Source organism: Paenibacillus sp. GD4 (assembly GCF_030846225.1).
GTDB lineage: Bacteria > Bacillota > Bacilli > Paenibacillales > NBRC-103111 > Paenibacillus_G > Paenibacillus_G silviterrae.
Window position 1 is genome coordinate 4728238 of the sequence record NZ_JAVCYK010000001.1, and the last position, 18028, is coordinate 4746265.

Here is an 18028-nt window from a genome sequence, read left to right on the forward strand (position 1 = left end):
AGGGCTCTCCATATTAACGGCTGTAGAACTCGACGATTTGCTTCTCGTCGATCTCTTGAGCAAGCTCGGAACGCTCAGGGAAGCGAACGAAACGGCCTTCCATTGCGCCTTCGTTGAACTCGAGGTAAGCAGGAAGGTAGTTGCGGTTAGCAAGAGCTTCCTTCACTACGGACAAGTTGCGGCTTCTTTCGCGAAGACCGATAACATCGCCGGTTTGAACCAGGTAAGAAGCGATGTCAACCTTCTTGCCGTTGACAGTTACGTGACCGTGAGCTACGAGCTGACGAGCACCTGCACGGGAGTTCGACAGACCCAGACGGTATACAAGGTTGTCCAGACGGCTTTCCAGCAGGAACATGAAGTTCTCACCGGCGATACCTTGCAGCTTAGTGGCTTTGTCAAACAGGTTGCGGAATTGCTTCTCGTTCAAACCGTACATGTGACGAAGCTTTTGCTTTTCTTGCAATTGAACGCCGTAGCCGGACAGCTTCTTACGTTGGCCGGGACCGTGTTGACCTGGAGGGAATGGACGCTTCAATTCTTTGCCGGTGCCGCTCAGGGAGATACCCAGACGACGGCTCAATTTAAACTTAGGACCAGTGTAGCGGGACATGTATTGTTGACTCCTTTGTCATGAAAATGATTTGTGTAATGCTATACGGGCGAAGATTGCGCCGATTTTATTTAAAGCTTGTCCCTAAGGCAAGCACCTGACAAGAAGAACCAGCCGCGGTCCTGTCAGTCATAAAACCGAATGAGGGTGACACAAGCTTCCGCCATAAACCGGCTCCAAATAAGCTCTGAAGACGTGTTTATCTCGACTTCTAATTTTATAAGATAGAGGAGATCTATGTCAAGTGCATAATCGACCGAAAGGGGGAAATGATAGAAAAAATGTCACAGGGAGGTTCCTATGTCGACAATCATTTGCAGGCTGAGGTTTTTTCCAGTGGGCATCGCCCTGCTACTGCTAAGTGCCTGCGGGTTGGAAAATGAACAAAGCGCCGCTGCCTATGGGCAGCTGCTGCAGCGCTCCATTCAGGCCTTGAACGAGAAGGACCAATTTGCGTTTCAGGGGATGACGCAGGTGGTGTCGCAAGGCGTCACGGTACAGGCAGGCAGGAGCTTTGAAGGCTATGTGGTCGGGAAGGACCGCCTTTATATAAGAGAAGGACTGAATGCCGGTAAGACCGCCCAATCGTCAGCGTTGAAGCAGCCGGTCCTGACCTTTCGGCGCATCAGTGACGAATGGGCCCCGGCAGGCGAACCAATGGGAGTCATTAGCGAAACGTACCGGCAGTGGAATCCGGTAACGAAGCTGGAGGAGCTGGCGAATCTTCAGAAAACGGTGAAGCTGGATCATGAGCAGCCAAAGCGGTCGAATGAGCAGGTGCTTCGCATCGAAATCTCCGAGAAGGACATGACAACCCTGGTTGCCTCCGGCCTTCAAGCACAATTTGCTCAGCTCAGCTTAGAACGGCAGCTGGAGCAGCTTCGTGGCAGGGGGGTGGCTCGAGCGGAGCTGGGTCAGGCCGAAGCGGAGCTAAGACAGGTGCTGAGCCGTTCGGAGGCAAGCTTGAAGGAAATGCTGGGCTCTCTCAAGGCGCAGGGGATCTACACGCTATGGGTCGACCGAACGACGAAGCTGCCGCGCCGGTTAACGACGGTGAGCGAGCTGTCCTACCTTCAGGATGGAAACCAGCGGACGGAAACGGCGAGAGCGGAATATGACTTTAAGGACTATGACAAAGAGCACATAAGCGGCACGATCGGAACGGCTCCCTGATGAAAACTTGTCACAATCGTCCCTCAGCTCTTGAGGGATTTTTTGTGGTACAATAGGTAGGATGCAGAAGGGAGGATTTGGCTCTTGGGACATTGGAATGCGGAGCACCTGACGGAAGGCATGCGCTCGCTCGGCTGGATCGGCTATGCGGTCGGTGCGCTCCTCGTGTTCGCGCAGACTTTGTTGCCGCTGATCCCGTTTATTGTTGTGGCGGGTGCGAACGTACTGCTGTTCGGTTTTTGGGGCGGCTTTCTGATCAACTATATCTTCTCATGTATTGGGGCCTTCACGGCCTTTCTCATTGTTCGGTATTTCGGCAGGGAATGGGTAGCGAGGAGGCTGCGGAAGTACGCCTTCATTCGCAGCTTTAATGAACGGCTTGCCCGAAATGGGCTTCTCTATATGACGCTAAGCCGTGTGATACCGGTAGTCCCCTCCTTCGTCATCAATATGGGCTCAGCCGTGATGAGGGTTCGAACTCGTCATTTTATGATCGGTACGCTGCTTGGCAAAGCGCCGATGATTTTACTGGAGTCCATGATCGGACATGATCTGCTGCATTTTCAGCACAACAAGGGGAGACTGGTCGTCCTATTGCTTGTGCTGGCTATTTTATTGCTGCTGGGGCACTACATCAAAAACAAATGGTTCCCCGGTCATGCAAACCATGTAACTATTGATTCTAAAGGAGATGGCAAGCCGCATGCGTGATCCTAGATTGCAACAGTTAGCCAAAGGGATTGTCAACTATTCCCTAAATGTTCAGCCTGGCGAGAAGGTACTTATCGAGATGATCGGGTCGGAACGGGAAATTGTCAAATGCTTAATAGAAGAGGTACATGCGAGAGGCGGCTTCCCCTATGTGGATTTACAGGATCGGGCCGTACTGAGCGCCTTGCTTCAATCCGCTACCGAAGAGCAGATCGAGCACTGGGCGGAGATGGATTTACAGCGAATGAAGGATATGGATTGTTATGTGGCTCTTCGGGCCGGCGAGAATGTGAACGAGCTCTCGGACGTTCCCGAAGATCGAATGAAGTTGTACGATCGGATTTATCGGAAAAGAGTTCATCTCGATCAGCGGGTGAAGCATACGAGATGGGTTGTGTTGCGATACCCGAACGCTTCCATGGCCCAGCTCGCCAGCATGAGTACGGATAAGTTTGAGAAATTTTATTTTGACGTTTGCAATCTCGATTATTCGAAAATGGCGGAGGCGATGGAGCCGCTGCACCAGCTGATGAACCGGACGGACCGGGTTCGCATTACCGGACCGGGGACAGACCTGACATTTTCTATCAAAGGCATCGGATCGGTCAAATGCTGCGGACGACGTAACATTCCGGACGGCGAAGTGTATTCGGCTCCGATTCGCGATTCCGTCAACGGAACGATTTCTTATAATACTCCTTCGGTCAATTCGGGCGTCACTTATGAAAATATTCGATTCCGTTTCGAGAACGGAAAAATTGTGGAGGCTACCGCCAACGACACGAAGCGTTTGAATGAGCTCCTCGACACGGACGAGGGAGCACGGTATATCGGTGAATTCAGCCTGGGCTTCAATCCGCACATTTTGTATCCGATGAAGGATACGCTGTTCGATGAAAAAATTGCCGGAAGCCTGCATTTTACCCCGGGGCAGGCGTATGAGGCGGCCGATAACGGAAATCGTTCCGCCGTTCACTGGGATTTGGTGCTGATCCAGCGTCCGGAATTCGGCGGCGGCGAGGTATGGTTCGATGATGTGCTGATCCGAAAGGACGGCCGATTCGTGATTGATGAGCTCTTGGGATTGAACCCGGAAAACTTGGTTTAACCGAGTGAAATAGTAGTTGCGTGTTATAGTTTTCCAATGTATCATGAAGAAAGAAAGCGATTTACATATTCTGATGTTCCGCATATGGCATGGAGGGATTCATATGGCAAACGCAAATAACGCCGCAATCGTAGAAATTTCTCAAACGGCAAATAAGTTCAGATCCTCGATCGTTCTGCAGTATGACAACAAGTACATCGACGTCAAAAGTATTCTCGGCTTGTTCACAACGCTGCTGACAACAAGCAAGTACGATCTTCACGTTCACGGTCCTGATTCGGAGGATGCGAAGAAGGCTATGGCGGAAGTTTTCGAGAAGCACGGCCTGCAAATCAACAGCATTCAAGACTAAGAGACAGTGCTTTCTAGAGGGCGCTTTCGGCATTCGCCGAAGGCGCCCTCTTTCCGATTGGAGGTTGTTTGCGAGAATCACTTGTGTATTGCGGGGTTTTGGTCTAATATTAGACTTAGTAGAGCGTGATGATACAGGGGGGACGCAGCAATGTCATCATCGGAAGTGTCGCTCAGCTTGTCGCAGAAGGCGCTGCAGCTGCTGCAAGAGGATGCCGATAAGATCGAGAAGCTGATTGAAGTGCAGATGGAGAATTTAACGACGAGACAATGTCCTCTTTATGAAGAGGTATTAGATACGCAGATGTATGGCTTGTCGCGCGAAATCGATTTTGCCATTCGGGCCGACCTGATTACGGAAGCTGCCGGGAAGCAAATTTTGATTAAGCTGGAGCGGAATTTGGCTCAGCTGTATGAAGCTTTAAACAACAATAAAGAGTAACCTATGCGATTTGCACAGGTTACTCTTTTTTTGTACGTTCTCATGGCGGTCTGGCTACACGAGGAAGAAGGCGATCCCTAGGATGAGATAAACGACGAGCAGCAGCACACCCTCGTACCAGTTCGTCGAGCCGTCGCCGGAAATGGACTTGGCGATGAAGGCGGCCACACCGATCGCAACCAGCTCGAAGGTGGTGAACACAAGGTTCATTGTGTTGCCGAACATCAAGGAAACCAGTACCAATACCGGAGCCACGAACAAGGCGATCTGCAGGCTGCTTCCGACGGCAATTTCAACGGCTGCGCCGATCTTGCCTTTCCGTGCCAGCATGATCGCGGCGCTGTGCTCAGCGGCATTCCCCACGATGGCGATCAGGAATGCGCCGACGAAAAGCTCCGAAAGCTCGAATTGATGGCTGAAGTCTTCAATCGTATGTACGAGCCATTCGCTCTCGACGGCGACCATGGCTGTGGCCAGCACAAGGAAGAAGATGGACAAGCCCTTCGACCAAGGGGCTTCGCCGTGCTCAACTGCTTCATCCGCGAGAAATTCTTTATGTGTAACCATGGAGAACAGCAGCCACAACAAGTAAGCTACGATCAGGATCACAGATACGATGATGCTCATGGTGGTCGTCTGCGCTCTGGTGAACGAGGTAGCGAACATCGCAGGAATGAACAAGGCAATGACGGAGAGCAGCATGAGGGACGAGTTATGGCTCGCCATCTTGATGTTAAACTTCTGTTCCTTGAATTTCAGTCCTCCGACGAGTACGCTCAGACCTAGCACCAGCAGCATATTTCCGATAATGGAGCCGGTGATGCTCGCCTTGACCATATCGAACAAGCCTTCCTTCACGAGGAAAATGGCGATGACAAGCTCAGCTGCATTGCCGAATGTGGCGTTCAGGAAGCCGCCAAGCCGTTCTCCCGCATAGTGGGCTACACTCTCCGTCGCCTTGCCTAAGAAGCCGGCTACAAAAATAATAGCAACTGCAGATATAAGAAATTGCAGAGTAGGATTGAACGCAGGCGCTCCTACATAGTGCGCTACCGCACTTAAAGCGAAGCTGGCAATGAGCCCAATCGTAAATCCGTGGCGTTTCAAATCGTTCACCTCTTATGGTAAAGTATACCTAAATGGAAAGACCATATACTAATATACCCAGTTTCTAGGATAATGTAAAACTTATTTTGAAGGAGAGAACAGGATGGATTTGCAGCTGAAAGGAAAGACTGCGGTAGTCACAGCCTCCAGTAAAGGGATCGGACGAGCCATCGCGGAGCAGCTTGCGGCGGAGGGGGCCAATCTGCTACTTTGCAGCCGTGATCAGCAGGCGGTCAGTGAAGCAGCGGCGCAGCTTTGCGAGAAATATGGCGTCCAAGCTTCGGGCATGGCCGTTGACTTGGCGAGCGCCGAGCAGATCGGCTGGCTGGTGCAGCAGGCGAAGGATCTCTTCGGGCAGGTGGATGCCCTCGTATGCAATGCGGGAGGACCGCCAAGCGGTTCCTTCCTATCGTTCGATGAAGAAACCTGGATGAAATCGATCGAGCTGAATCTGATGAGCGTCGTACGGCTGGCCAAGGGCTTCCACCCGCTAATGAAGCAGTACGGAGGCCGAGTAGTTACGGTAGCCTCTACTTCCGTTAAGGTTCCTATTCCGGGCTTGGTGCTGTCTAACACCCTTCGGACCGGGGTAGTGGGACTGATGAAGACATTGGCAACGGAATGGGCGGCGGATGGCATTTTGCTGAATACGGTTTGCCCCGGACGCATAAGCACCGATCGTTTGGAGGAGCTAGACGGGCTGCGTGCCATGCGGGAGAATCGTTCTATCGAGGAGATACGGCGGGAGAACATTAAGGATATCCCACTCGGACGTTACGGAGAGCCGCAGGAGCTGGCAGCCTTTGCCGCGTATTTGCTGTCGCCAAGGAACAGCTACATGACCGGCTCTGTGTTCTACGTGGATGGAGGAGCGGTCCGGGCGATGTAATTCATGTCAATTTATTGAAAATGTCAACAGCTGTCGAAGGATTGGCGGCCTAGAAGTTGCTTTCCGAATTGGAACTTATTACAATAGAGGTATACCCCTTGAAGGAGTGATCCTCATGAGCGAAGAGATTCAAACAGGTCTTATCCGCATTTCAGATGATGTCGTAGCAACGATCGCTGGATTGGCAGCACTCGAAACGCCGGGGATTGCAGCGATGTCCGGCGGCATCTCGGAAGGACTCGCGAAGCGCCTAAGCGGCAAGAACGTACAACGCGGCGTCTCCGTAGAGGTAGGGCAAGTGGAAGCGGCTATCGATCTTCGCGTCATTGTAAACTACGGATCCAAGATTCAAGAGGTTTGTCGGGATCTGCAGGAGAATGTTCGTGAAGCAGTGGAGAACATGACAGGACTGTCCGTAGTGGAAGTGAATGTGAAGGTGGAGGGCGTGGCCTTCCGTGAAGAAGAAGCAACCCAACAGACTATTGAAGAGCCGCATCGCGTGAAATAGTAAGCTATGAGAAGAAGGGGCTGTCCCAAAAGTCACCATAGGTGACTGAGGGACTGCCCCTTTTTCTCAATTTTGTAAAACAAAAAGAAACCAATCCTTGGTAAAATGGAAGTGTCGAGCAACCATTGAAAGGAGAGGTTTCTTTGTTTATTCAATATACCATGGATCAGCTATGTCTGCCAATGGATTTGGAAATGGACATCCCACCACGTCACGTAGCGCGAGTTATTAATAGCTTCATCAATCGTTTGGACGACAGCTTGTTTACAGCTGCGTATCCCGGAGGCGGTCGGGATAGCTATCACCCTAAAATGCTTACTAAAATCATTGTGTATGCTTATTCTCAACGTATCTACTCCTCTAGACAGATTGCCAAGGCCGTGCGTGAGAATATCCCTTTCATGTGGCTGGCAGGTCGCCAACAGCCGGACTTCCGGACCATCAATCGGTTTCGCTCCGAGCGGATGAAGGAGCAGCTCGAGAAGATTTTTGCAGGAATGCTGGAGCTGCTAATGGCCGAGGGATATATCAAGCTGGAGAACTACTTTGTTGACGGTACCAAGATCGAAGCAAATGCAAACCGGTATACGTTTGTCTGGGGAAAGGCAGTAAAGAAGCAGAAAGCCAGGCTGGAAGAGAAAGTGAAGCAGCTTTTTATTGAGATTGAACAGCAGGAGATTCAGGAAGATAAAGAGCACAACGGCAAGGACCTGCTCGAGCTGGGCGGAGACACCGACCTAACAAGCGAGAGCATGGAGGCGGCTTTAACGAAGCTAGAAGCCAAACTGAAGAGTGAACCAAAGAACAAAACGGTAAAGAAAGCGGTACGGCAACTGCGTAAGGATTTTGTTCCCCGCCAGCAGAAGTACGAAACTCAGCTTGAGATCCTTGGCGAACGAAACAGTTTCAGTAAAACGGATCCAGATGCCACGTTTATGAGAATGAAGGAAGACCACATGGGCAACGGTCAACTCAAGCCCGGCTACAACGTACAAGTCGGCACAGAGAACCAATTCATCGTAGGTTACTCCCTCCACCAGCGCCCGACAGATACGCGTTGCCTTATCCCGCATCTTAACAAGGTAAAAGAGACGCTTGGTCGTCTTCCTAAAACCGTCATCGCCGATGCCGGTTACGGTGGTGAGGAAAACTATGCGTATCTAGAGAAAGAAAACATGGAAGCGCTTGTGAAATACAATTCCTTTCATAAGGAAGTATCAAGGGCATGGCGAAACGACGTATCCCGCTTAGAAAACTGGACGTACAACGAGGACAAAGACATCTGGGTATGCCCAAACGGAAGAACACTACATTTTATTAAGGAGAGCAAGAACAAGACTGATAGTGGGTACGGGGTCAAATTGCGGATCTACCGAAGTGAAAACTGTGAGGGGTGTCCGTTCAAAGAGAAATGCACCAAGTCTGAACGCAGCCGCGAAATAAGGGTCAGCATGGAGTATCTTCGCTACAAAAAAGTGGCTAGAGAAAAATTAAGAAGCGAAGATGGACGCAAGCTCTCGGTTCAACGAATGATCGAAGTGGAAAGTGTGTTTGGGCAAATGAAAAATAACCGGGGATTCCGAAGGTTCCTGCTTCGCGGCTTACCAAAAGTAAGCCTGGAGGTCGGGTGGCTTTCACTTGCCCACAATTTGCTTAAGGTGGTAACCACGGAGCAAAAAAGACATATAGCCGGGCAAGAATGAACCCTGTCCGGCCATTTTTTCACGAAATTCGGGGTTGTATAAAAGGGGCTGTCCCTTTAAGTAGATTTTTCGCTACTTTTGGGACAGCCCCTTCTTCTTGTTGCTATGAGGCTACCGTTTGGGTTGTACGTCTACGACTCGTTTCTTTTTCCGGTTTGTTGTACTCCCTGGATATACTGAGCAGAATCCCAATGCTCATCAGAGTGACGATCATCGAGGTACCGCCATAACTGATTAGGGGAAGTGTAACGCCCGTAAGCGGAATACTGGCCGTGACCCCGCCGATATTAATGAGCGACTGAATGCCAATGACGCCGATAATGCCGACGCCGGTTAACGTGCCGAACGTCTCTTTACAGCGAAGGGCAACGATCAAGCCGCGCCACAGGAAGGCTAAGTAGACAAGGAGAAATAAGGTCGTACCGATGAAACCGAGTTCTTCGCCGATGATGGAGAAAATGAAGTCCGTGTGTGCCTCCGGCAAGTAATGGAGCTTCTGGATGCTCTGCCCGAAGCCTGCCCCCGTGAAGCCGCCGTGACCAAAGGCATACAGCGATTGCACCAGCTGATAACCTTTGTCTTGGGGGTCAACCCATGGATCCCAGAAAATCATCAGCCGGTCGATCCGATAGCTTTCGGCATTCGAGGTGGACAAATACAGGACGTAGGACAAAATCCCCACAAGAAGCACAGCTGCTCCGGATGCGCCCAGATAAAAAATGTGTTTCAAATTAGCTCCCCCGACAGCGATCATCACGAGAGAGCCTAATATCAGAATCATGGTAGACCCTAAATCCGGCTGCATCATAATAAAAGCGGAGATCACGGCAACAACAGCGAGCGGATGAACGATGCCCTTCTTGAAATCGTTCATCTTTTCGCCTTTCTTACTGATGATCGTAGCCAAATAGATGATGATTGCCAGCTTGGCTAGCTCTGTGGGTTGAAGGCTGAAGCCTCCGGGCAGAACAATCCAACTCGTTGCCCCGTTGTTTTCTTTCCCGATAATAGGTACAAGCAGCAGCAGGAAAACAACGACGCCTCCGAATGGAATGATCAGCTTCTTGAATACTTGGTAGTTCAGGTTCATGCAAAAAAACATGGCAATCGTGCCGATGGCAATGGCAATGGCCTGCCGAATGGCCATGTACCAAGGCTCGCTCGGATCAAAAGCCATACTTGCGCTGAAAACCATGGCAAGCCCGAAGCAAACCAAGGAAAACGTCAAGAACAGCAGAAGAAAGTCAGGCGTTCCTCGTCGCGGGGGAGTCATTGCCGGCCTCCGTTAGTGAGCCAGCTTAACTTTTAATTCAGCCAGCTTACCTTGAGCTGTTTTGAGAACGGCATCAGGAATAGGCGATTCATAGTCAAGTCCATGAGGGAATGTCGCTCTTCCGATATAGACTTCTTCGATGTAAAGGATCGCGTATGGCGATTCCAGCTTCCCGGATTCGGCACGTGTATTGATGCGAAGGAAATATTCCTCGCGCTTTGCTTTATCTTCGATTTTCAAATCATACGTTGCGCGGGTATATTCCCACTGCCAACGAACGAATCCAAGGCTCTCCATACTCTCGTCAAGATGAGCCAGATCGCTTTTCATACCTTTAACACCGCTGTTTTCAATAATCACTGCCAAGCCCTCCTAATATATGTACATCGTAGCTTACTTAATGTATTCATGATAGTATGTTTCCCTTAGTTGCGCAAGCCTATTGCAGGAGTATGCCCGCAGGTGCAGGGAAAGTTTGAAATTCCTGTGACCGTTCCCGGATGAAACGGCTTATCAAATTTGATATAATAATCAGAAGTCTAAGCTACGATCGCAGCACAATACGAACCGGGGGTTGGTACCATGAACATATTATGGGAAGCGGTGGACCGAATCTATCCTCAGATGGTGGAATGGCGGAGGCACCTGCACCGGCATCCGGAGCTGTCATATCAGGAATCGAATACAGCCGCATTCGTCGCGGAGAAGCTGGAATCCTGGGGCTTTGAGGTGGAACGCCAAGCCGGCGGACACGGAGTCATCGGCCGTCTGAAGCAATCGGAGGGGGCACCTACGGTTGCGCTGCGGGCCGATATGGACGCTTTGCCTATCCAGGATGAGAAGAGCTGTGATTATGCGTCCCAAGTACCGGGTGTCATGCATGCCTGCGGGCATGATGCTCATACCTCCACACTGCTGGGAGTTGCAAGGATTGCTTCCGAGCACCGGGAGCTGCTGCCCGGGAATCTCGTTCTTTTATTCCAACCGTCGGAGGAAACAAGCCCCGGGGGAGCACTTGGAATGATTGAGCACGGCGCGCTTGAAGGTGTGGACTCCGTTTACGGCATTCATCTGTGGACACCATTTGAGGTAGGGGCGGCTTATTGCAAGGAAGGCCCGATGATGGCTGCAGCGGATGAATTTGTACTTGAGATCCACGGTAAGGGCGGTCATGGAGGACTTCCGCATGAAACAGTGGACAGCGTCTATGTTGCGTCGCAGCTGGTAGTCAACCTGCAGTCCATCGTCAGCCGCTCTGCGGACCCGACGGAGCCTTGTGTGGTTTCGGTAGGCTCCTTTCATAGCGGCACCAGCTTCAATGTCATTGCGGAAACCGCCATACTGAAAGGAACGGTCCGCACCTTTCAGCCCGAGCTTCGGATGGAGATTAAAGAGCGGCTTGAGCATATTGTGAAGACGACTTGCCTGATGCATGGGGCGAATTACAAGCTCGATTACAAGATGGGATATCCGCCGGTAGTGAATCATGAGGGCGAGTCCCATCGTTTTGCCCGCGCGGCATCGGAAGCACTTGGTCCGGAAAACGCGCGTAAATCCCCGCTCATTATGGCGGGGGAAGATTTTGCTTATTATTTGGAACGGGTGCCGGGGTGCTTTATGTTTGTGGCGGCGGGAAATAAAAGCAAGGGAATCATCCATCCCCATCACCATCCCAGATTTGATATCGATGAGGAATCGATGCGTCACGCAGCGAAGCTGTTTCTTCAGATGACCTTGGATTACATGAACGAGAAAGCGGCGATTGTCTAAACGAATGGCGATATCTGTTAATGCCGCAGAAGCATGATCGCTTCCGGGAGAGGGGATTCTATGGTTGCAGCACCTGAAACCACTCTTCAGGAGGGATCTTATTATGAATACTAAAAAACTGCGCGACATTATGACAACGGATTGCTCTACCGTAACACTAAAGGACAATGTATATGAAGTTGCGGTAAAAATGAAAAAGGAAGATACAGGCTTTATTCCCGTAGTTGATGAGAACAAGAAGCTGATCGGCTGTATAACCGACCGTGACATTGTGCTTCGAGGCATCGCCGAGAAACGGGAAGGCTCCGCCAAGGTAGAGCAGGTGATGAGTGATAATCTGGTATGTGCTTCACCGGAGACGACAGTGGATGAGGCTGCAAAGCTGATGGCCCAGCATCAGATCCGCCGTCTGCCGATTACGGAAAACGAGAAGCTGGTAGGGATCGTCTCTATCGGTGACCTCGCCGTTCGTGATAAGTTCGAGGATGAAGCCGGACAGGCGCTGAGCAAAATTTCGGAGCAGGATCAGGTTACTGTACATTAATGGATGAAGTTCCCCCGGAAAGCATGGGGGAACTTTTTTATTTGAATTATATATTGTATTGTTCACGTGTGCATTGTATAATTGGATTGGAAAGTTCAGGACTGTTAAAACGCTTAAATCCTAGTTTGGAGAGGCAGGTTAGATCTATGGACAAAGTGCGTATTGGTATTGTCGGTATGGGGAACATGGGGAAAGGCCACACCCAATATTTAGTGAAAAATGAAGTGAAGGGCGGGCAGCTGACAGCGATCGTGGATACGGATCCGGCCCGATTGGACTGGGTTCGTGAAAACTATGGCGATCAGTTCCAGCTGTTCGACAATCTGGAAGCCTTCTTTGCTTCCAAGTCGTTTGATGCGGTGTTAATTTGTACGCCTCACTATGATCATCCGGCAGTTGCCATTCAAGCCTTCGAGCATGGTTATCATGTATTGGTGGAGAAGCCGGCCGGCGTTTACACGAAGCAGGTTCGACTCATGAACGAAGCCGCGGCGAAATCGGGCAAGGCCTTTGGCATCATGTACAACCAACGTACGAACCCGCTGTATCAAAAGCTCCGCGATCTCATTACTTCCGGAGAGCTTGGCGAAGTTCGCCGCACGATTTGGATCATTACGAATTGGTACCGCTCCCAAAGCTATTATGATTCCGGCGGCTGGCGCGCAACCTGGGCCGGAGAAGGCGGCGGGGTGCTGATTAATCAGGATCCTCACCAGCTGGACTTGTGGCAGTGGACGCTGGACATGATGCCGACGCGCGTGCGTGCATTCTGTCACTTCGGCAAATGGCGCAACATTGAGGTGGAGGACGACGTGACTGCTTACGTCGAGTACGCCAATGGCGCTACGGGTCTATTCGTCACGACTACGGGCGAAGCACCGGGAACCAACCGCTTCGAGGTGTCCGGCGACCGCGGCAAGATTGTCATCGAGGACGGCAAGCTGACTTTCTGGCGTCTGCGTACACCGGAATCGCAATTCAATGCGGAGTATAAGGGCGGCTTCGGCTCCCCGGAGAGCTGGAAGTGTGAAATTCCGGTCGGCTCCTCAGAGGGCTCGCAGCACAAGGGGATTACGCAAAACTTCGTGGATCATTTGCTGAAGGGAACACCGCTGCTGGCACCGGGAGAAGAGGGCATCAAGGGCTTGACACTGTCCAATGCGATGCATCTGTCCACATGGATCGATAACTGGGTTGACCTGCCGATCGATGAGAATCTGTATTACGAGAAGCTGCAGGAGAGAATCCAGAATTCGACCTACAAGAAGGAAACGAAAGAATTAAAAAACATGGATGTTCAGGGAACGCATTAATTCCTGCTGACGAAAACATCCCGTATCCGCTTTTCCTGCGGATACGGGATGTTTTATTTTTTTTCATCGGCCCATAAGCCGCGTTTTTGCTGCCTTGCTTCTCGTTCCAGCTTGACGAATTTATCCTGATACATGACATTGGGCGGAACGCTCATGACGTTGGCATAACCCTCGCGAACCAGCGTTTCGTTATACATCACCGGCTCGCCCTTTAGGAATACATAGCAGAGCAGGCGGCCATACTTATCCTTTTCGCCCGTATCCTTGTATAGATAGACCGTTTGTCCGGTTAACCGTTTTTTGGTATAGTCGCTGGCTTGCTTCCCGAATTTCTCCACAGGACTGCCGGGCTTCACGGTTTCGGGCGTATTCACACCAATGAGCCTCACCTTGTCCCCGTTCTTCGTTTCGAAGGTATCGCCGTCCACGACCCGCTTGACCTCCGTTATGGCAACCAGACGTTTCTTCAAGTCGGGATACGATTGATAAATCGACGCCTCAAACTCATCCTCTTTGCCTGTAGAAGCGCCTTTGGCTGCACAGGCAGATAACATAACCAATCCAATAATGACGAGCAGCATTCCCCACCGTATGACCGGTTTCCCCATTCCGTTCCTTCTCCTTCAGCATGTTATGACGACCCAATGGTATTCATTGTAGTGTGAGTCAGGCGTATTGTAAACGTTATGTTTATTTCATAGGCTTTCCCCTCATACTAGAAGTAATAGAAGGGCCAGGGAGGAAAGAGCGATGCAAATACATAAAGAACGGGCGCTGGTAGTGCAGAGTGATTTTACCGTCCTGCTGGAAACTAGGCATCCTGAGTTCGATTCCGTACGCAGCGGGCTGTCCCGTTTCTCGGATCTGATCAAGTCGCCGGAGCATATTCATACGTACCGAATGTCGTCGTTGTCGCTTTGGAATGCCGCGGCATCGGGTATGGATGCGGAGGAGATTACGGCATTTTTAGAGCGGCATGCGAAATTCGGCGTCCCTTTAACGGTTAAGCAGGATATCAAGCGCTTCGTCGACCGGTACGGCATGGTCCGCATGGAGCGGCTCGGTGACGATCTTCTGCTTATATCCGATAACCTGGATGCGATTAAAGAGATGTGCTCCTTTCGCTCCTTGCGGTCGTACGGCTTAGTCCAAATCGATCACCGCACGCTTCGGTTCTCCGCCCAATATCGCGGACTTCTGAAGCAGGAGCTCATTAAGCTTGGATACCCGGTGGAGGATGTGGCTGGATACAGCTCAGGGGAAGCGCTGCCCATACGGCTTAAGGAAACGACGGAGCAAGGCAAGGAATTCCGGCTGCGGGATTATCAGCGCTCTGCCGTGGATTCCTTCTATAAAGAGGGAAGCTTGCAAGGGGGGAGCGGCTTATTGGTACTGCCCTGCGGTGCCGGCAAAACGGTCATCGGGATCGCTGCCATGGGCAAGCTGAACTGCGCCACTTTGATTTTGACCAGCAACACGACTTCCGTTCGGCAGTGGAAGCGTGAAATTCTGGAAAAAACCGAGGTGCCGGAGGAGATGGTGGGGGAATATACCGGCGAGCAGAAGGATGTCCGGCCCATCACGATCGCTACCTACCAAATCTTAACCTACCGCAAGTCCAAGGACGAACCGTTCAAACATATGGATTTGTTTAATAAAAGAGATTGGGGCCTCATCGTTTATGATGAGGTGCATTTGCTGCCGGCTCCGGTCTTTCGGGTGACGGCCGATATTCAGGCAACCCGGAGACTTGGCTTGACGGCAACGTTGGTCCGGGAGGATGGGCGCGAAGAGGACGTGTTCTCGCTCGTAGGGCCCAAGCGGTACGAGATGCCATGGAAGCAGCTGGAGGGACAAGGCTGGATCGCCTCCGTCGAATGCATCGAGCTTCGGGTGCCGCTCGCGGAAGGAGAGCAGGAATCGTACCTGGAGGCCGGTGCAAGGCAGAAGATGCGCATAGCCAGCGAGAATCCCGCCAAAATCGGTGTAGTTGAGAAGCTGCTGGTCCAGCATCAAGGGGAGCAGACGCTGATCATCGGTCAATATCTGGAGCAGCTGCAAAGCATCTCGGAACGGACAGGACTTCCGATGATCAGCGGGGACATGCCGAACGACCGGAGGGAAATGCTGTATCAGCAATTTCGCAGCGGCGAGCTTCAGGCGCTGATTGTATCTAAAGTGGCCAATTTCGCAGTGGATCTGCCGGATGCCGCGGTTGCCATTCAGGTTTCGGGCAGCTATGGCTCAAGGCAGGAGGAAGCCCAGCGGCTTGGACGCATTCTGCGGCCGAAGAGTAAAAGAAACAAGGCATACTTCTATACCATTGTCACGGCCGATTCGAAGGAGCAGGATTTTGCCGTGAACCGGCAGCTATTTCTTATTGAGCAGGGGTATGCATACCGGATTGAAGAGGTCGAAGGAGGCACGTCCAAGGAGGTGGTATTGTCATGAATTACGCGTACTTATTGTCCAGACTTCCGGATGAAGTCCGCTGCCGTATGGAGCGCGAAACGATCTATGCCCCTTGGCTGCAGCGCGGCGGCGATTTGGAAACTCTACTGACCGATTCAGCTGTGATGGAAACGGTATGGAATCGATTGTTCCCAGCTGAGAAGGGAGTGCTGCAGCTGATCGTCAAGCATTTCGGCTGTGAGCCGTTCGACGCGATCGGTCTGGAACGGGCGGCGGCAGGTTTGCTCGCAGGGGCGGAAGCGAAGGCAGGTCTTACCAGCCTTTTGCAAAAGGGGATTGTTTTCGCCTTTCGCAAAAGCTGGGGCGAGCATGTGTATGTGATGCCGGACGACGGGCTGCGCCTTTGGCAGCAAATGCTGTTCCCGCCTCTGGAGGACCAGCCTACGGACGATCCCTGCATCCAAGTTACCCTTTCCGCAGGCACGAGCTTAGCGCAAGAGCTGTTCTATTTACTCGTACAGTCGGCGCAGCAAGGCCTTAGGCTGACCAAAGGCGGAACGCTGCACAAAAAGCAGCTTCAGAAGCTGGCGGACATGCTTCGCTTGCAAGAAGCGTGGTTATCCGGGGCTTCCTTGAAATATGCGTTCTCGGACATGTACCCGCTGCCGCTCGCCATCGGGCTGGATCTGCTCCTTCGACTTCAGCTGGCAGAGCAGAGACAGGACGAAATCGTGCTTGACGAGGCCGCGTGCAGCCGCTGGCTGCACTTATCGCCAGAGGAGCAGGACGCGATTCTTTATGCCTGCTGGAAGTCGCTGACCGGCCCGTCGGAGGCAGCGCTGCAGCATGGCGTCATCTTAATGGAGCGACAGCCGGCCCAAGCATGGATTTCCTGGAAATCCATGGAACATTGGCTTGCCCGCTGCGGTATTGCCCGTGAGCAGCTGCGGGAAACATGGGAGCGGTCCTGGGCGCTACCATTAATTGCTTTCGGCTGGCTGGAGCAAGGAGTGGACGCAGCGGGAGAATGCTATTACCGATGGCTTCGCAATCCTGCGGGGAAGAGCGATACACCCGCGGAGGAGGAAGGGCCGGCGCTGATCGTCCAGCCGGATTTTGACCTGCTTGTTCCCCCGGATGTGCCGCAATCCGTCGTATGGGAGCTGTGCAGCTTTGCCGACAGCGTTGTGCGTGATCAGCTTAGCGTATTTAAGCTGAGCAAGGAAAGCCTGCGCCGCGGTCTTGAATGCGGCAGAACGTGCGACGAAATGCTCGACTTCCTTGAGCGGAACGCCATGTACGGAGTGCCCGAGAATGTACGTCTGACGTTAATCCAATGGACGAAGCCCTATGGTAAGGTGCGCTACGAGCAGGTCATCCTGCTTCGCTGTGCCGATCCGGAGACAGCGGAATCGCTGCAGCGCTTAGCTTCGGTATCCGGCAAGCTGGAAGAGCGGATCGGGGAGAAGGATTTTCTCATTCGGCCGGAATCGGTTCGAGCTTTGACGGAGGCGCTGGAGAAGGCCGGATGGATGCCCGGCAAGGTATCGGGCTTGCCGGGGACCGAGCCTGAGGGACGGAATTATCCGCGGTTAGCGGCGGCAGACGACAAAGGGAAGCTGACTCTTCCATGGATTGCTGGGGACAAAGGCTTGATTTACTCTCGGCATTCCACCCAGTATTTCGAGATGGAGCGTCGCTTGCCCGAGCTGTACGAGCTGTATCCCGATTTGAACAGCATTCCTCCGATGTGGCTGAAGGATTACAGAAGCTATCACCCGTCAACACGGAAGGAAATGGTGGAAAAGGCCATCGAGTGGAAGACGATGCTTCAGCTGCGCAGGAATGGGACCGATTACCGGGTAGCGCCACGCAAGCTTCAGGAAACCAGAGGAACGTGGTGCATGACGGGGCGTGAACGCCCGGTCGGCCAACAGCAGGCTGAGGAGTTTCCCTTGGAGGAAGTACAGTGGCTTGCGGAGGATTGGCAGGAAATGAAGCTGATTTTACCCGGGATCAATGATAAATTTTGATCGAGCATGAGGTGGCCTATATGTGATATGATATACTTGTCTGACTAGATTGATAGAAGGCAGGTGCCGCATTTGGCC

General features: G+C 52.0%; 18 protein-coding genes. 13 read left to right on the plus strand and 5 right to left on the minus strand.

What is annotated here, in order from left to right; translation table 11 throughout:
- Window positions 1-13 precede the first annotated feature (13 nt).
- Window positions 14-613, minus strand: a complete 600-nt coding sequence (gene rpsD, locus RAC89_RS22340; protein WP_306615833.1) for a 30S ribosomal protein S4 — start codon at window positions 611-613, stop codon at window positions 14-16.
- Window positions 614-913: 300 nt separating this feature from the next.
- On the opposite strand from rpsD, the gene RAC89_RS22345 reads away from it, so the two are divergent.
- The 5 genes from RAC89_RS22345 (at window position 914) to RAC89_RS22365 (ending at window position 4398) form a co-directional block, all read left to right on the plus strand.
- Complete coding sequence (locus RAC89_RS22345) at window positions 914-1786, plus strand: hypothetical protein (protein ID WP_306615834.1); 873 nt, start codon at window positions 914-916, stop codon at window positions 1784-1786.
- 84 nt (window positions 1787-1870) lie between these two features.
- The gene (locus tag RAC89_RS22350; protein ID WP_306615835.1) at window positions 1871-2497 is read left to right on the plus strand and encodes a TVP38/TMEM64 family protein; all 627 of its coding nucleotides are present in this window, start codon (window positions 1871-1873) and stop codon (window positions 2495-2497) included.
- Window positions 2490-3605, plus strand: a complete 1116-nt coding sequence (locus RAC89_RS22355) for an aminopeptidase (RefSeq protein ID WP_306615836.1) — start codon at window positions 2490-2492, stop codon at window positions 3603-3605. Before RAC89_RS22350 ends, RAC89_RS22355 begins: the two co-directional genes overlap by 8 nt.
- Before the next feature lie 103 nt (window positions 3606-3708).
- Window positions 3709-3957, plus strand: a complete 249-nt coding sequence (locus tag RAC89_RS22360) for an HPr family phosphocarrier protein (protein ID WP_284638895.1) — start codon at window positions 3709-3711, stop codon at window positions 3955-3957.
- A 150-nt stretch (window positions 3958-4107) separates the two neighbouring features.
- Window positions 4108-4398, plus strand: a complete 291-nt coding sequence (locus RAC89_RS22365) for an Fpa/YlaN family protein (protein ID WP_284638896.1) — start codon at window positions 4108-4110, stop codon at window positions 4396-4398.
- A 54-nt stretch (window positions 4399-4452) separates the two neighbouring features.
- On the opposite strand, the gene cax is transcribed toward RAC89_RS22365, so the two are convergent.
- Window positions 4453-5505, minus strand: a complete 1053-nt coding sequence (gene cax, locus RAC89_RS22370) for a calcium/proton exchanger (protein WP_306615837.1) — start codon at window positions 5503-5505, stop codon at window positions 4453-4455.
- Between the two features lie 103 nt (window positions 5506-5608).
- On the opposite strand from cax, the gene RAC89_RS22375 reads away from it, so the two are divergent.
- The 3 genes from RAC89_RS22375 (at window position 5609) to RAC89_RS22385 (ending at window position 8605) form a co-directional block, all read left to right on the plus strand.
- A complete protein-coding gene (locus tag RAC89_RS22375; RefSeq protein ID WP_306615838.1) occupies window positions 5609-6394 on the plus strand; it encodes an SDR family oxidoreductase in 786 nt (261 codons plus the stop codon).
- Between the two features lie 115 nt (window positions 6395-6509).
- Window positions 6510-6902 carry an Asp23/Gls24 family envelope stress response protein gene (locus tag RAC89_RS22380; RefSeq protein WP_306615839.1) on the plus strand — a complete coding sequence of 131 codons (393 nt, stop codon included), beginning with the start codon at window positions 6510-6512 and terminating at the stop codon, window positions 6900-6902.
- A 143-nt stretch (window positions 6903-7045) separates the two neighbouring features.
- The gene (locus tag RAC89_RS22385; RefSeq protein WP_306615751.1) at window positions 7046-8605 is read left to right on the plus strand and encodes an IS1182 family transposase; all 1560 of its coding nucleotides are present in this window, start codon (window positions 7046-7048) and stop codon (window positions 8603-8605) included.
- 103 nt (window positions 8606-8708) lie between these two features.
- Here the strand turns inward: RAC89_RS22385 and ftsW are convergent, their stop codons facing one another.
- Both ftsW and RAC89_RS22395 read right to left on the minus strand, forming a co-directional pair.
- The gene (gene ftsW / locus RAC89_RS22390) at window positions 8709-9878 is read right to left on the minus strand and encodes a putative lipid II flippase FtsW (protein WP_306615840.1); all 1170 of its coding nucleotides are present in this window, start codon (window positions 9876-9878) and stop codon (window positions 8709-8711) included.
- Window positions 9879-9890: 12 nt separating this feature from the next.
- Window positions 9891-10238: a YugN family protein gene (locus tag RAC89_RS22395; protein WP_284638901.1), complete on the minus strand. Its 348-nt coding sequence runs from the start codon at window positions 10236-10238 to the stop codon at window positions 9891-9893.
- 222 nt (window positions 10239-10460) lie between these two features.
- Here RAC89_RS22395 and RAC89_RS22400 point away from each other — a divergent pair, with 222 nt between their 5' ends.
- The 3 genes from RAC89_RS22400 to RAC89_RS22410 all read left to right on the plus strand — a co-directional run bounded on the left by RAC89_RS22400 (window position 10461) and on the right by RAC89_RS22410 (window position 13505).
- The gene (locus RAC89_RS22400) at window positions 10461-11648 is read left to right on the plus strand and encodes a M20 metallopeptidase family protein (RefSeq protein WP_306615841.1); all 1188 of its coding nucleotides are present in this window, start codon (window positions 10461-10463) and stop codon (window positions 11646-11648) included.
- A 103-nt stretch (window positions 11649-11751) separates the two neighbouring features.
- Window positions 11752-12192 carry a CBS domain-containing protein gene (locus tag RAC89_RS22405; protein ID WP_284638903.1) on the plus strand — a complete coding sequence of 147 codons (441 nt, stop codon included), beginning with the start codon at window positions 11752-11754 and terminating at the stop codon, window positions 12190-12192.
- A gap of 146 nt (window positions 12193-12338) precedes the next feature.
- Window positions 12339-13505, plus strand: coding sequence for a Gfo/Idh/MocA family protein (locus RAC89_RS22410; protein WP_306615842.1), 1167 nt, complete (start codon window positions 12339-12341; stop codon window positions 13503-13505).
- A 53-nt stretch (window positions 13506-13558) separates the two neighbouring features.
- Here RAC89_RS22410 and RAC89_RS22415 read toward each other — a convergent pair whose 3' ends face one another.
- A complete protein-coding gene (locus tag RAC89_RS22415) occupies window positions 13559-14113 on the minus strand; it encodes a thermonuclease family protein (RefSeq protein ID WP_306615843.1) in 555 nt (184 codons plus the stop codon).
- A 142-nt stretch (window positions 14114-14255) separates the two neighbouring features.
- Between RAC89_RS22415 and RAC89_RS22420 the strand changes: the two genes are divergently transcribed.
- Together RAC89_RS22420 and RAC89_RS22425 are read left to right on the plus strand one after the other, a co-directional pair.
- Window positions 14256-15956 carry a DNA repair helicase XPB gene (locus RAC89_RS22420; protein ID WP_306615844.1) on the plus strand — a complete coding sequence of 567 codons (1701 nt, stop codon included), beginning with the start codon at window positions 14256-14258 and terminating at the stop codon, window positions 15954-15956.
- Window positions 15953-17950, plus strand: a complete 1998-nt coding sequence (locus tag RAC89_RS22425) for a helicase-associated domain-containing protein (RefSeq protein ID WP_306615845.1) — start codon at window positions 15953-15955, stop codon at window positions 17948-17950. Before RAC89_RS22420 ends, RAC89_RS22425 begins: the two co-directional genes overlap by 4 nt.
- Window positions 17951-18028 lie beyond the last annotated feature (78 nt).